Below are 13,636 nucleotides of genomic sequence, written 5' to 3'. Positions count from 1 at the left end.
ATCCACGCGTTCGTTCTCGACAGTAGGAACGCACTCTGAGAAACGCCCGAGAGTGGGCTTCCGCAACTCTGAGGATCGTCGGTCACTCGCCGACGACGCGGTCGACGAGCACCTGCACCTCGATCCCGCCGGCGGCGAGTTCGAGCGCGCCCGTCGACGAGAGCACCGCGATCCCGTGGACGCCGACCCACATCGCGGCCGCAGCCTCGCGAGAACTCGCGTCGCCGGTGAGGTCGACGAGCCAGTCGAACAGCGGTCGCGAGACAGTGCGTAGTTCGGCTCCGGATCCCTCGATCAGATCGTGGCGGAAGATCAGGCCGAACATGGCCGGACGCCGGCGGGCGAACTCGACGTACGCTGTCGCCGCCGCACGTAGTGGCTCAGGTGCGCCGTCGGCTGCGGAACGGAGTTCGTCGGACAGATCGCGCAGGCCCGTGCCGGCGATCGCTCCCAGGAGTGCGCGATGGGTCGGGAACCACCGCCGCGGCGCACCGTGGGAGACCCCTGCTCGCCGTGCGATGGCGCGCAACGTGATGTCGGTGGATCCCGTCTCTTCGAGCAACTCGACGCCCGCCTCGATCAGCGCCGACCGCGTGCTGTTCTCCGCCATGTGGACAGTGTCCACCATCGAGGTGTAGACACTGTCTACATGAGTGTGGGGAGCGTCATCTGCTATCGGCTGTGCCGGCACCTTCTCATCGGACCTGCGTTGTACGGGTGGGGGCGTCCCCGAGTCGTCGGCCGGGTTCCCCGCCTGGGCCCGGTCGTTCTCGCAGCCAATCACCTCGCCGTCGTCGACTCCTTCTACCTCACACTCGCCGCACGGCGTCACGTCGTCTTCCTGGCGAAGCGCGAGTACTTCGATCGCCCCGGCATCGGGGGGCTGCTCCGCAGGGCGTTCTTCACTGCGGTCGGGCAGATCGCGGTCGATCGACGAGGTGGTGCCGCCGCGTCGTCGGCGCTCGACGCCGCGATTGCGACGGTCGAGGCCGGCGGCGCCTGGGGAATCCATCCCGAGGGCTCGCGGTCTCGGGACGGCGATATCCATCGCGGCAGAACCGGCGCCGTGCGCGTCGCGATGGCGACGGGAGCCCCGCTGATTCCGGTGGCGATCACGGGCACCGCGCGTTCCGGTGCAGCACCCTGGTGGCGCCGCAGGGTGGTCGTCGAGATCCTCGAACCCTTCGACCTGGCGCCGTACCGCGATGGGGGCGCTGCGGGTGTCCGCGCGGCCACCGACGCACTCATGGCGACGATCGCCGCGCGGACCGGGCAGCGCTACGTCGACACGTACTCGACGTCGTGGCAGCCGACGGCTCCCGACGCGGCCTGACGCCCGATTCTCGAAGCGGGACGGGGCGCAGACGAACGATGGCCCCACCCGAATCGGGTGAGGCCATCGTCGCTCGCGCTGCTACTTCTTGCGGCCGGGTGCCTTCGCGCCCGACTTGAATCCGAGGCCACCCGGCTTGGCCTGCGGCGGTGCCGGCGTCTCCGCCGCCGACGACTCCCCGGCCGACGACTCGGTTGCGGGTGCCGACTCGGTTGCGGGTGCCGACTCGGTCGACGCCTCGGGCGCAGGAGTCTCGGCCGCGGGCTCCGGCGCCGGTGCTGCGGCGGGCGCAGGAGCGGACTTCTTCGCGCCCGGCGCCTTCGCGCCGGACTTGAAGCCGAGGCCGCCCGCCTTGGGCGCGGGCGGTGCCTTCGGCGCCTCCGCGGCCGGAGCCTCGGTTGCGGGTTCGTCCGCGGCCTCCGCCGGCGTCTCGGCAGGCTTCGGTGCCGTTGCCGGTGCCGCAGCCTTCGCGCCCGGCGCCTTCGCCGCACCCTTCATCTGCAGACCCTTGCCGGGTGCCTTGGCAGCGCCCTTCATCTGCAGTCCGGGACCGGCCGGCTTCGCGGTGGCCTCGGGTGCCGACGTCTCCGGTTCGGCCGGCGTCGTGCCCGCCTCGTCGGCGGGGGCCTTCGCGCCCGGCGCCTTGGCGGCGCCCTTCATCTGCAGGCCCTTGCCGCCCGGCGCCTTCGCCGCGCCCTTCATGCCGAGACCGGGAGCCTTCTTCGGCGCCTCGTTCTCGGTGGCCACGGCGTCGGCAGCCGGATCGGCTCCTGCGGGCGCCTTCGCTCCGGGTGCCTTCGCGGCACCCTTCATGCCGAGGCCACCGCCGCCGGGTGCCTTCGCTCCGGGTGCCTTGGCGGCACCCTTCATGCCGAGCCCACCACCGGCAGGCTTGCCCGCAGTGCTCGACGGCGTCTCGGCCGGCTTCTCGATGTCCTCGATCCGCTGGTCCTCGACGGTCTCGGCTGCTTCCTCGACCCGCTCGGCGGGCTTGTCGGCCTTCGGCCGCGGAATCACCTTGATGTTGTCGGACAGCGTGTCGGGGTCGAGTCGCTTGACGGACGACAGCATCAGCTGCGCGACGTCGACGACCTCGACGCCCTCGCCGCGGCCACCCTCCTGCGCGGCGGTGACGCCGTCGGTGAGCATGACGCGACAGAACGGGCAGCCCGTCGCGATCTTCTTCGTGTCGGTCGTGAGCGCTTCGTCGACGCGGTCGACGTTGATGCGCTTGCCGAGCTGCTCCTCCATCCACATGCGAGCACCACCGGCACCACAGCACATCGAACGCTCGCCGTGGCGCGGCATCTCCTTGAGGTTCGAGCCCGACGCCGCCATGAGTTCACGCGGTGCGTCGTAGACCTTGTTGTGACGGCCGAGGAAGCACGGGTCGTGGTAGGTGACGTCCTCCTGGACGGACGCGACCGGTACGAGCTTCTTCTGGCGCACGAGACGGTTGAGCAGCTGCGTGTGGTGGACGACCTCGTACTTGCCGCCGACCTGCGGGTACTCGTTGCCGAGTGCGTTGAAGCAGTGCGCACACGTGACGACGATCTTGCGCTTGCGCTCCTCGACGCCCTCGAAGACCGAGTTCAGCAGCTCGATGTTCTGCATCGCGAGCTGCTGGAACAGGAACTCGTTGCCGGCACGGCGCGCGGAGTCACCGGTGCAGGTCTCCTCGGCGCCGAGGACCATGAACTTCACGCCCGCGGTCGCGAGGAGCTCCGCGACGGCCTTCGTGGTCTTCTTCGCGCGGTCCTCGTAGGCACCGGCACAGCCGACCCAGAAGAGGTACTCGTAGTCCTCGAAGGTGTCCGCATCCTGGCCGAAGACCGGGATGTCGAAGTCCATCTCGCCGATCCAGTTCAGCCGGTCCTTGGCGTTCTGGCCCCACGGATTGCCCTTGTTCTCGAGGTTCTTGAACAGACCCGCGAGCTCGGACGGGAACTCCGACTCGATGAGCACCTGGTAGCGGCGCATGTCGACGATGTGGTCGACGTGCTCGATGTCGACCGGGCACTGCTCGACGCACGCACCGCAGTTGGTGCAGGACCACAGCGTCTCGGTGTCGATGACGGGGGCGAGTTCGCCCGCCGCGAGCAGGTTCTCGGTCTCGCCGACGAGCTTGCGGCCCGCCTCGTTGCGTGCGTCCTCCGAGATCCGGGAGAGCGCCTTCTCGTCCGCATTGCCCTCGGCGTCGACGAGGCCGACCTCGTCGCCCGCCATGTCGCGGCGTCCGCCGGCGAGCAGATAGGGGGCCTTGGCGTAACCGTGGTCGCGCAGCGACGTCACGAGCAGCTTGGGCGAGAGCGGCTTACCGGTGTTCCAGGCGGGGCACTGCGACTGGCAGCGACCGCACTCGGTGCACGTCGTGAAGTCGAGCCAGCCCTTCCACGAGAAGTCCTCGATGTTGCCGGCGCCGAACGTGTCGTTGTCGGGATCGGCCTCTTCCATGTCGATCGGCTTGCCGCCGGACATCATCGGCTTGAGCGCACCGAGGGCGACGCCGCCGTCGTCCTCACGCTTGAAGTAGATGTTGAAGAACGCCGAGAAGCGGTGCCATGCGACACCCCAGTTGATGTTGCGGCCGACGATGTAGAGCCAGATCATCGCGGACATCAGCTTGACGAAGGCGAAGGCCGACACCATCTCCGGGCTTGCGGGGAGCAGCTCGGCGACGCGCATCGTGAAGAAGTCGGTCCACGGGTTGGCGTGGCCGTAGGTCGCGATCTTCCCGGCCTTGACCAGGATCATGCCGAGGCCCTCGATGATGACGACGGTCTCGACGAAGTACGCCGCGCGGAAGTTCGAGCCCGCGAAACGCGACATCCGCTCGGGGCGGCGCGGGTGGTTGAGCTGGCGGATGATCACCAGCGCGACACCACCGATGACGGTGCCGATACCGAGCAGCTCGTCGACGAAGTGGTAGACCCCGGTGCCGCCGATGATCGGCCAGTGGCCCTCGGGGTTGAAGGTCTGGATGTAGGCCTCCATCGCGACGATCGACCCCAGGAGGAAGCCGATCATCACGAGCCAGTGGGCCCAGCCGACGGTGCGGAACTTGTTCATGCGCGTGTGCGCGAGGAACTCGATCAGCATCTGCTTGAAGCGCGGGAAGAACGGGCGCCACCGATCCGGCGCGGGCTGACCTATGCGGATCGCACTGAGGATCCGCCAGATGCCGCTGAAGAACGATGCCCATGCGGGAATACTCAGCAGCACGCCGATCGTGCCCAACGTGATCGTCAGGGCATTCATGTCGCGGCCTTTCGTTCACGGCGGCACCGTGCCACCTCGGGACTGCACAGCATCCTAGACGCCAGGTAAGTTACCGACGGGTAACCTACGCGATGCTACCGGTGAGTAATGACGCATGACGTGTCGGGGGATACATTCACACGCCACGGTAGGCCGGTGCAGGACGGCCCGTCTTGCCAGGTTTGCCTAACTCGGCCCCCGGTGTCGCGAATCGGGCGAAGTGCACCTCGTCGATTCACCCGCCGGAGAGTGTGGCCTCGGTTACGGTGAGCTCGCTCGGTCGCGTGTCCTGAAAGAACGTCCGGCCCGTCGACCGGCACTCCACCACCCACATCCAGGTCGGGGACGAGAACGAGGACCCAGATGTTCGTGAAACGAGTACTTGCCGTCGGTTGTCTGACGGCTGCGGTGACCGGTGTCGGAGCGGGGATCGCCACGGCGACGGCATCGGCGGCTCCCGCCGTGCCGGAGACGGCTGCACCCGCGCTGCCCGCCCTCCCACGTCACGACGTGGCGTCCCGGCAGGAGAACGACCGAGCGCTCGCGGCGTTCGGCACGCAGGTGGGGATCGCGACCACCGTCGGTGGCCTCGCGGGCACCGCGCTCGGTGCAGGAATCGGATGCGTCGTGACGCTCCCGGCGGGATGCGTCGCGGGAGCGGTGACGGGCGCGGGGATCGGCGGGGTCGTCGGGACCATCGTCGCGGGCGGACCCACGCTGATCGTCAGCGGGATCCAGCTGGCCGAGACACTGAACGCGGCGCCGGGGACCTCACCGTACGCCGACCCGGTGTATTCGACTCAGCCGTGATCCGGGTCGGCGCAGGAGGCTAGTTCGTACGGACGGTCAGGCCGGAGTTGTCGTCGAGGATCGACTGGATCGGCGTCGCGAACAACTCCGGTCCCTGGCCGATGAAGAAGCCGACGGCCTGCGCGACCTCGCACATCGGGTACTGGCCGACGTTCGAAGCGCTCGAGACGCCGATCGCCATCGTGCCGCTGACGATGGGGCCGCCGCTGTCGCCCTGGAGGGCGCAGATGTTCGTCGAGAAGCCGTCATCGAGGGTGCGGGAGCCGACCTGGACGCTCTGTCCCGCCGTCTGCACGGTGCCGCAGCTGAAGCCGGTCGTGGTGCCCGACTTGCACACCGGGGCCCCGACGACGGGCTGGCCGACGCCGGTGATCGCGAGCGGAGCCGCGCCCGGCACCCGGACGCCGTTGTTCTCGAACCGGGCGCGAGACGAGTCGTCGGCACGCACGAGTGCGTAGTCGAGGCCGTCGAGGCGCGACTTCGCGAACGTGCCGAAGCGCGGCCCGGCGCCCTGTGGGGCGAGCGCGAACGCCTCGGACGCCGCGCCGGTGCCGGCGGCGGCGAGGTTCGGGTCGCAGTGACCCGCGGTGATGTTGACGGGGTCGCCCGCGCCGGTCGTCGCGTTGAAGCCGAGCGAGCAGCGCAGTCCGCTGCCGCCGCCGAGGGCACCGAAGCCGTCGCCGCCGAGAAGCGAACCCGGGGTCGCGGGGTCGGCGATCGGCTGCAGATCGGTCGGCGGCACCGCGGGCGACGGCGCGGGGGCGATCGTCACGGGCGCCGCGCGCAGGAAGTCGGGGAGATCGAGCGCTGCGCCCGCATCCGTGCGGACGACGAGGCCGTTCGAGACGACGTCGAGCGTCACGCCGCGCACGAGATCGGAGATCAGCGGCGGCTGCGTCTCCAGCCAGGTCGACAGGGTGTCGATGGTCTTCTGCAGGTCGCTCTCGCTACGCGCGACGTCGCGGACGACGAAGCCCTCGGTCGCGACGGCCGAGGCGGCGGCGTCACGGCCGTCACCGGGAGCGAGTGCGACGACGGGCGTTCCGGCCTCGTCGAGGTAGGCGCCGCCGAAGACCGCGGGGAACTGCTCGCGAGCCGACTCGGTGAACTCCGCGAGCCGCTGCGCGAGCTGCGAGCGGTCCAGGTACTGCTGCGGGTCGAGCTGCAGATCGTGCGCGAGCGCCGTGATCAGTTCGGCGGGCAGGTCCGACGTGGGCGCCGGCTCCTCGGCCGCCGGGCCGTCCTGCACGGGGGACGCGTACGCCGCGCTCGTCGGGACGAGCAGGGCGAGCGCGGCTGCACCCACGGCAGCGGCGCGGGTGGCGCGTGCGCGGGTCGTGCGGAGACGCCGGGCGCTGGAGAAGAGCATGAGTGCCTTTCGAATCGAGTCGAGCGAAGCGGGGAGCCTGGCGGCGTCAGTCGCGGGTGGCGGTGCGGATGTTCAGTCCCGGCTCGGCGTCGAGGATGTCGACGACGGGGATGCCGAGGTTCGCGGTGCCGCCCTCGGTCGACAGGACGAGGTTCGCCTCGGTGCAGTTGGGGGCCATCGAGGCGTTCGATCCGCTGGTCACGCCCAGCGCGAGGCTGCCCGTGACGATCGCGCCGCGGCTGTCGCCCGCGAGCGTGCAGGCGGTGCCGGCGAACCCGCGCACGGTGCGGCTCGTGCCGTCCTCCATGAGCAGCTGCGTCTCGACGGTGTCGGCGACGACGAGCCCGCACGTGAACGACGAGCTCTGTCCCGACTTGCAGATCGGGGCGCCGACGACGGGGCGTGCCGTCCCGGTGATGTCGAGGGTCGTGCCGTTCGCACCACGCACCGTCGGCCGGTCGAGCCCGGCGGCGACGCCCTTGTCGTTGAGTGCGATGACCGAGTAGTCGAGTCCGCCTGCGGCCGAGCCGACGGCGGACCGGTCGAAGCGGCCGATCTCTTCGCTCGCGTCGATGTTCTCGCGGTCGGGGAGGTACACCGACGACGCGGTGCCCTGCTCCGGATTGCAGTGCCCTGCACTGATGTTGACGGCGGAGCCGTCCGCGTCGGTGCCGTTGAAGCCGAACGAGCACACGCCGATGCGGTCGGTGGGGGTCTCGCGGAGCGGGCCCGCGGTGGTGACGTAGGTGTCGCCACCCATCGGGCGTCCGTCGACGGGACCGCCGCTGCCGGGGCTCAGCACGACCTTGACGCCCGCGACGATCGTCGGGAGGTTCAGCGCCCGGCCGATCGGGCTGTTGACGACGTCGATCACGATCCGGTTGTTCAGGAAGTCGATCGCCGCGGAGTTGATCTGCGACGAGAGTTCGCGCGGCAGCGTCGCGATCCACGTGTTGACGTCGGAGAGCCCCTGCTCGAGACCTGCCGCGGAGACGGGCGCCATCCGGGTGGTGTAGCCGTCCTGGCGAGCGGCGTCGGCGGCGTCGGAGCTCGTGACGGCGACGATCTCCTCGCCGTCCTCACCGATCCAGGCGCCGGCGAACGCGTCGGGGTGATCGGCACGGAACGTCGACGCATAGCTGCTCAGTTGCTGAGCGGTCGCAGCGCGATCGAGGTACTCCTGCGGCGTCATCTGCAGATCGCGGTCGATCGCCTCGACGAGTTCGGCGGGAAGTTCGTGCGCACCCAGCTGGGTCGGCGCGTCCGCGGGCTGCGCGGACGCCGTCGCCCCGAAGGGGGAGAGGAGGAGCACCGCCGAGGCGGAGAGCACAGCAGCGCGGCGCGCCAGCACGGTACGCAATGAAATCCCTTCGGGGGTTCCGTCGTTGTCAGCGCCCTACCCTATGTCACGTTCGAGGTGGGCATGAGGGTGGACCGCGACTGTGCTGGTCGCTCGGTCAGCGGCCCGAATTCGTGTCCGATGTGACGGAATTCGCGGGTGCCGGCGCGACTCCGCGCGCGGCCGGGTCGGTGGTCTCGCCCGACTCCGGTGGCGTCGTCTCGGTCGATGTCGGATCGGTGATCTCGGGCATCGTCACCTCCGGCGGCGTCGTCGGTTCCGGGGTCGTCGAGGGCGTCTCGCTCGGGGGCGGTGTGGACGATTCCGGGGGTGTCGTCGGCGCCGGCGGTGGCGGCGGCGGGGGAGGTGCGACCGTCGTCTCGACGGTCGTCGGCGGCGGGGTGTAGACGGGTTCCGGAACGATTGCCGGAGCCTCGTAGGTCGGTTCGGGTCGCGGCGGCGCGACGGTCGTCGTCGTGGTGGTGGTGGGCGACTCGGGCTGCATGATCGCGTCGCGCGCGGACGAACCGCTGCCGGTGATCGCGATCGCTCCGGCGATGAGGCCGCCGCCCACGAGCACGGCGCCGATCAGTGCCCCGCCGACGAGCAGTCCGCGCTTGTCGCGGGACGACGCGCGCTGTGCGCCGGTGTCCACCGTGGCCGGGTTCGGCGCCGAGGGGGAGGGGTCGTTCGCGGGAATCACGGCCGAGTACGCGGTGAGGGGCGTCGCGCTCACGGTCGGGATCGCCTCGGTGTCGGCGTCCGCGGCGTTCGCGAACGGGACGGCACCGGCGGCGAGCGCCGCAGCCCCACGCGCGGTGAGTTCCGGCGGCGCGGCGTCCCCGGCACCCGCGGTGTGCGCGGCGGCGAGCGCCTCCTCGTCCGGGACGAGGGTGATGTCGGCCAGTCCCATGTACTCGAGCGCGTCGCGCAGGCTCGACACCTGATCCGGCGACCAGCCGTGCGGGTGGGTGACGACGGTGGAGACGGGCGTCGTCACGCCGTGCACGGCGTCGCGGAACAGACAGAAGGCCGCGGTCGCGACGAGATCCTCGGCGCGAGTGTCCTTGCCGCCGTACTCGATGCCCTCGGGTTCGCCGACACGGGAGAGGAAGCCGCGCACACTCTCGGCGGCATCGGCCGCGGGGTCACCGAGGTGGACCGTGCCGTCGGCGGCGCGCCACACGACGGTCTGCCGCGTGACGACGCGCGGCGGTCCGGATTCGTCGACGACCGCCACCGACGTGTCGTCGCCGATGGTGAGCCCGACTCCCGTTGCCATGTACGCGAAATCCTCCGATCGGGCGGCCCGACACCACCCCTGTCGACTGTGTCGTTCTCGCCCCCGCGTCGGTTACGCGCCGAAGCGGTGATCCACGCTACCTGGCGGCACCGAGGATGCGGATTTCGCGTTTCGGACGGGCGGGCAGCGCCGGGGACCGGCCCGAGTCGGGGTCCGATGGGGGATCGTCCGGACCTGCGAACCCGGGCTGGGCCCGGATGTGCACGAGCCGCGAGACGCCGACGATCGAGACATGCTTCCGCGACCCGCCCCCGATCGGCCACCCGAGACCGTTCCGCCGCGACGTCGGCTTCGCCGCGCCGCGGCCATCGTGGCCGCGGTGCTCACCGTCGCCGTCGTCGCGATCGCGGGTGCATCGGCGTATCTGTGGTTCGCGGCTCCCGTGAACACGGTGGGCGCCGTCGCGTTCTCCCGCTCGCTCGCGATCCCTCCCCTCGCGGACTCCCGCGTCACCGACGACGGCGTCCGCGAGTTCGACCTCGATCTCACCCGTGGCACCGCGGATCTCGGGCACGGCCCCGGAACCGAGGTGTGGGGCGTCGACGGCGGATATCTCGGGCCGACGGTGCGTGCGCATCGCGACGAGCAGGTGCGGGTGAACGTGACGAACGGGCTGGGCGAGACGAGCACGCTGCACTGGCACGGAATGCGGGTTCCCGCGGCGATGGACGGCGGGCCGCATCAGATGATCGCGGACGGCGAGACGTGGTCGCCGCAGTGGCGGATCGATCAGCCCGCGGCGACGCTCTGGTACCACCCGCATCTGCACGGCGCGACCGCCGAGCACGTGTACCGGGGCGTCGCCGGGCTCTTCCTCGTCGACGACGAAGCGCCGGGCGACGGGCTGCCGGATCGGTACGGCATCGACGACGTCCCGGTGATCGTGCAGGACAAGAATTTCGACGGCGATCGGCTCGACACGGGAATATCGGCCCTGTCGGGTGTCGGCATCCTCGGCGAGGAGATCCTCGTCAACGGTACGCCCGGGCCGTATCTGGACGTCACGACGCAGGCGCTGCGGCTTCGGCTGCTCAATGCGTCGACTGCGCGCGTCTACGATTTCGGGCTGTACGACGAGGACGGCGGCGCCCGGCCGTACGAGGTCGTGGCGACGGACGGCGGGCTGCTCGAGGCTCCCGTGCCTCGCGAGCGCCTCATGCTCTCGCCGGGGGAGCGCGCCGAGATCGTGGTCCGCGTCGATCCCGACGATCGTCTCGTACTGCGCAGTACGCCACCGGATCTCGGGACGGACATCTTTCACACACGATTCGCGGGCGGAGCCGACTCCTTCGACGTCCTCGAGCTGCGGGCCGCGGGCGAACTCGCGCCGTCGCCCCCGCTGCCGCCACGGCTGCGCGCTGCCGACCCGGCGCCGGACGACCCCGCCGAGATCCGGCGATTCGCATTGGCGAACAACAGAATCAACGGCGAGGCGATGGACATGTCGCGTATCGACGCCGTCGTGCGAGCGGGCAGCACCGAGGTGTGGGAGGTGACGAACGAGGACGGGCTGCCGCACAACTTCCACGTCCACGACGTCCAGTTCGAGGTGCTCGGCACCGATGACGCCGTGCTGCGCGGCCGCAAGGACACGGTGTGGATTCCGGCCGGCGACACCCGCCGTCTGCTCGTGCGGTTCGGCGATCACGTCGACCCGGAGACGCCGTACATGTTCCACTGCCACATCCTGTATCACGAGGACGCCGGGATGATGGGGCAGTTCGTCGTCGTCGGTGCCGACGACGACGAACCCACGGTGATCGATCACGAGATGCACGACATGCACGGGGATCACGGCATGCACGGCGGACACTGACCGCAGCGGGCTGCGGCGGCGGTATCCCTTTCCCCTTCCAATCCATAGCGCACCCCGGGCCTTGCGGCAAGGCCCGGGTGGGGGTGCACAATCGCTGATCCATGGCCAGGACCTGCGCGAATGCAGGTTCCGGTCTCGTGGGGGAAGCGAGGCACGGGATGCGAGACGACCAGACACGGGACGACCAGACACGGGACGACGAGACACGGGACGATTACGAACGAGAGCTGGACGCGGAACGGCGGTACGTCGACGAGCTGTACCGGCGGCTCGACGCGGAACGCGCGAGTGTGCGCGGCCGCTACCGCGACGCGCTGCGCAGCGACGGGCGGCTGCTCGTCGAGCGCGATGCCGAGGTGCGGGCACTCGCGAAGGAGATCGCGCGACTCGACGTCGCCGACAACGCGCTGTGCTTCGGGCGGCTCGACGCCGAGGACGGAGCGCGGACGTATGTCGGCCGGCTCGGCCTGTTCGACGACGGCGAGGACTTCACCGCCGGCGGCGACGTCGAACAGCTCCTGCTCGACTGGCGCGCACCCGCGGCGCGGCCGTTCTACACGGCGACGGCGGCGCACCCGGAGGGGATGCGCCGGCGACGGCGGTTCCTCACCCGCGGCAGGCGCGTCACGGAGTTCACCGACGACGTGCTGGGCCGCCCGCACGACGGCGAGCGGGGCGACGCCGCGCTGCTCGCCGCGGTGAACGCGCCGCGCGGCGACGGCATGCGCGACATCGTCGCGACCATCCAGAGCGAGCAGGACGAGGTGATCCGGCTCGATCACCCCGGTGTGCTCGTCGTCGAGGGCGGGCCGGGCACGGGCAAGACCGCCGTCGCGCTGCATCGCGTCGCGTATCTGCTGTACACCGAACGTGCCCGCATCGCGGGCCACGGCGTGCTCGTCGTCGGGCCGACGTCGTCGTTCATCGACCACATCTCGCGGGTGCTGCCGTCGCTGGGCGAGTCGGACATCGTGTTCGCGACGCCCGCGACGCTGCTGCCCGGGGTGCGGACGACCGCCGAGGACACCCCGGCGGTGGCGGCGGCGAAGGGTGCGGCGGGCATGGTCACCGTGCTCGCGGCGGCAGTCGCCGACCGGCAACGTCTTCCGGAACGGCCGATCCCGATCACGCTCGGCGGCACCACGATTCCGATCGACACGCGGACCGCGGAGTGGGCACGCGACGAGGCTCGCGGGAGCGAGTTGCCGCACAACGACGCTCGCGCGGTGTTCCACGACATCGTCTCGTGGGTGCTGGCGGAACGAGCGCTGCAACGCATGGGCGACGAGTGGCTGGACGAGTCGGATGGCGCGGAGTGGGACCGGTTGCGCGCTTCGCTCGTCGGCGAGCTCGCGGAGAACGACACGTACGCCGCGGCGCTCGACGAGCTGTGGCCGCTCCTGACGCCGCAGGGCGTTCTCGCCGAGCTCTACACGTCACCGGAGCGGCTGCGGACCGCGGGCGGGGAGGAGGCGCTGGCGCGTACCGACGGCCACGCGTGGACGGTTTCGGACGTGCCCCTGCTCGACGAGCTGACCGAACTGCTCGGCGAGACCGGTGCCGACTCGCCCGCGGCCGGGGGTGACGACGCCGAGGCGCGCTACGCCGAGGACGTGCTGGACAGCCTGGTGTCAAGACAGGACAGCATGGACGACGAGGATCACCTGTACGCGACGGACCTGCTGTACGCCGAGGATCTGGCAGGACGCTTCGAGGAGCGCGACACCCGCGAACTCGCGGAACGTGCTGCCGCCGAACGTGACTGGACGTACCGGCACGTCGTCGTGGACGAAGCACAGGAACTGTCGGCGATGCAGTGGCGCGTGCTCATGCGCCGGTGTCCGAGCAGATCGTTCACCGTCGTCGGTGATCTCGCGCAACGCCGTTCGGCAGCGGGAGCGCGGTCGTGGAGTGAGATGCTCGACCCGTACGTGCCGGGCCGCTGGGCGTATCGGACGCTGTCGGTGAACTACCGCACGCCCGCCGAGATCATGGCCGTCGCCGCCGGCGTGCTCGCCGAGTTCGCGCCGGAGATCGCGCCACCGGAGTCGGTGCGGGCGTCCGGTGAGGCGCCGTGGGCGCGCCGCGTGGCCGACGACGAGGTCGCCGACGCCGTCGCGGAGTTCGTGCGCGACGAGTCGCTGCGGGAGGGGACGTCGATCGTGATCGGGCCTCCCGACGTGCCCGGTGCTGTTCCCGTGGCCCGGACCAAGGGCCTCGAGTTCGACGCCGTGCTCGTCGTCGACCCCGACCGGATCGTGGCCGACGGGCCGCGCGGCGCGGCGGAGTTGTACGTCGCGCTCACGCGTGCGACACAGCGGCTCGGCATCCTGTATCGCGGCGAACTGCCGCCCACGCTGGCCCGCGGGATGGAGGTGCGGTCCGGCGGGCGGGTGCGGGGTCGATAG

The 13,636-nt window shown here is 70.7% G+C and carries 9 protein-coding genes; 4 read left to right on the top strand and 5 right to left on the bottom strand.

Annotated features, from left to right (window positions below):
• Positions 1-82 precede the first annotated feature (82 nt).
• Positions 83-610 carry a TetR/AcrR family transcriptional regulator gene (locus RR1_RS17670; RefSeq protein ID WP_040773761.1) on the bottom strand — a complete coding sequence of 176 codons (528 nt, stop codon included), beginning with the start codon at positions 608-610 and terminating at the stop codon, positions 83-85.
• Between the two features lie 39 nt (positions 611-649).
• On the opposite strand from RR1_RS17670, the gene RR1_RS17665 reads away from it, so the two are divergent.
• On the top strand, positions 650-1,333 hold the full coding sequence (locus tag RR1_RS17665; RefSeq protein ID WP_010838751.1) for a lysophospholipid acyltransferase family protein: 684 nt from the start codon (positions 650-652) through the stop codon (positions 1,331-1,333).
• A gap of 81 nt (positions 1,334-1,414) precedes the next feature.
• Here the strand turns inward: RR1_RS17665 and RR1_RS17660 are convergent, their stop codons facing one another.
• Entirely contained in the window at positions 1,415-4,591 is a 3,177-nt protein-coding gene (locus RR1_RS17660; RefSeq protein ID WP_010838750.1) for a (Fe-S)-binding protein, read from the bottom strand.
• Positions 4,592-4,954: 363 nt separating this feature from the next.
• On the opposite strand from RR1_RS17660, the gene RR1_RS17655 reads away from it, so the two are divergent.
• Positions 4,955-5,401, top strand: coding sequence for a hypothetical protein (locus RR1_RS17655; protein ID WP_010838749.1), 447 nt, complete (start codon positions 4,955-4,957; stop codon positions 5,399-5,401).
• A 19-nt stretch (positions 5,402-5,420) separates the two neighbouring features.
• On the opposite strand, the gene RR1_RS17650 is transcribed toward RR1_RS17655, so the two are convergent.
• From RR1_RS17650 to RR1_RS22070, 3 genes are all read right to left on the bottom strand, one after another.
• Positions 5,421-6,770 (bottom strand): S1 family peptidase, encoded by a 1,350-nt coding sequence (locus RR1_RS17650; RefSeq protein ID WP_040773758.1) that lies wholly within the window; start codon positions 6,768-6,770, stop codon positions 5,421-5,423.
• A 46-nt stretch (positions 6,771-6,816) separates the two neighbouring features.
• Positions 6,817-8,130: a S1 family peptidase gene (locus RR1_RS17645; protein ID WP_040773755.1), complete on the bottom strand. Its 1,314-nt coding sequence runs from the start codon at positions 8,128-8,130 to the stop codon at positions 6,817-6,819.
• Positions 8,131-8,227: 97 nt separating this feature from the next.
• Positions 8,228-9,391 (bottom strand): hypothetical protein, encoded by a 1,164-nt coding sequence (locus tag RR1_RS22070; protein WP_010838746.1) that lies wholly within the window; start codon positions 9,389-9,391, stop codon positions 8,228-8,230.
• A 253-nt stretch (positions 9,392-9,644) separates the two neighbouring features.
• Here RR1_RS22070 and RR1_RS17635 point away from each other — a divergent pair, with 253 nt between their 5' ends.
• Entirely contained in the window at positions 9,645-11,228 is a 1,584-nt protein-coding gene (locus tag RR1_RS17635; protein ID WP_040773776.1) for a multicopper oxidase family protein, read from the top strand.
• Between the two features lie 158 nt (positions 11,229-11,386).
• Positions 11,387-13,636, top strand: coding sequence for an RNA polymerase recycling motor ATPase HelR (gene helR, locus RR1_RS17630; RefSeq protein ID WP_010838743.1), 2,250 nt, complete (start codon positions 11,387-11,389; stop codon positions 13,634-13,636).

Origin of the sequence: Rhodococcus rhodnii NBRC 100604 (assembly GCF_001894925.1) — a bacterium.
Lineage (GTDB): Bacteria > Actinomycetota > Actinomycetes > Mycobacteriales > Mycobacteriaceae > Rhodococcus_F > Rhodococcus_F rhodnii.
Note: the sequence above shows the minus strand (reverse complement) of the source record. Positions and strands in the feature narration are given on the sequence as shown.

What these genes read in the sequence shown, in the direction of transcription:
- RR1_RS17650 (WP_040773758.1), bottom strand. Translation starts at nt 6,770, where the DNA reads ATGCTCTTCTCCAGCGCCCGGCGTCTCCGCACGACCCGCGCACGCGCC.
- helR (WP_010838743.1), top strand. Translation starts at nt 11,387, where the DNA reads ATGCGAGACGACCAGACACGGGACGACCAGACACGGGACGACGAGACA.
- RR1_RS17670 (WP_040773761.1), bottom strand. Translation starts at nt 610, where the DNA reads ATGGCGGAGAACAGCACGCGGTCGGCGCTGATCGAGGCGGGCGTCGAG.
- RR1_RS17635 (WP_040773776.1), top strand. Translation starts at nt 9,645, where the DNA reads ATGCTTCCGCGACCCGCCCCCGATCGGCCACCCGAGACCGTTCCGCCG.
- RR1_RS17665 (WP_010838751.1), top strand. Translation starts at nt 650, where the DNA reads ATGAGTGTGGGGAGCGTCATCTGCTATCGGCTGTGCCGGCACCTTCTC.
- RR1_RS17655 (WP_010838749.1), top strand. Translation starts at nt 4,955, where the DNA reads ATGTTCGTGAAACGAGTACTTGCCGTCGGTTGTCTGACGGCTGCGGTG.
- RR1_RS17660 (WP_010838750.1), bottom strand. Translation starts at nt 4,591, where the DNA reads ATGAATGCCCTGACGATCACGTTGGGCACGATCGGCGTGCTGCTGAGT.
- RR1_RS22070 (WP_010838746.1), bottom strand. Translation starts at nt 9,391, where the DNA reads ATGGCAACGGGAGTCGGGCTCACCATCGGCGACGACACGTCGGTGGCG.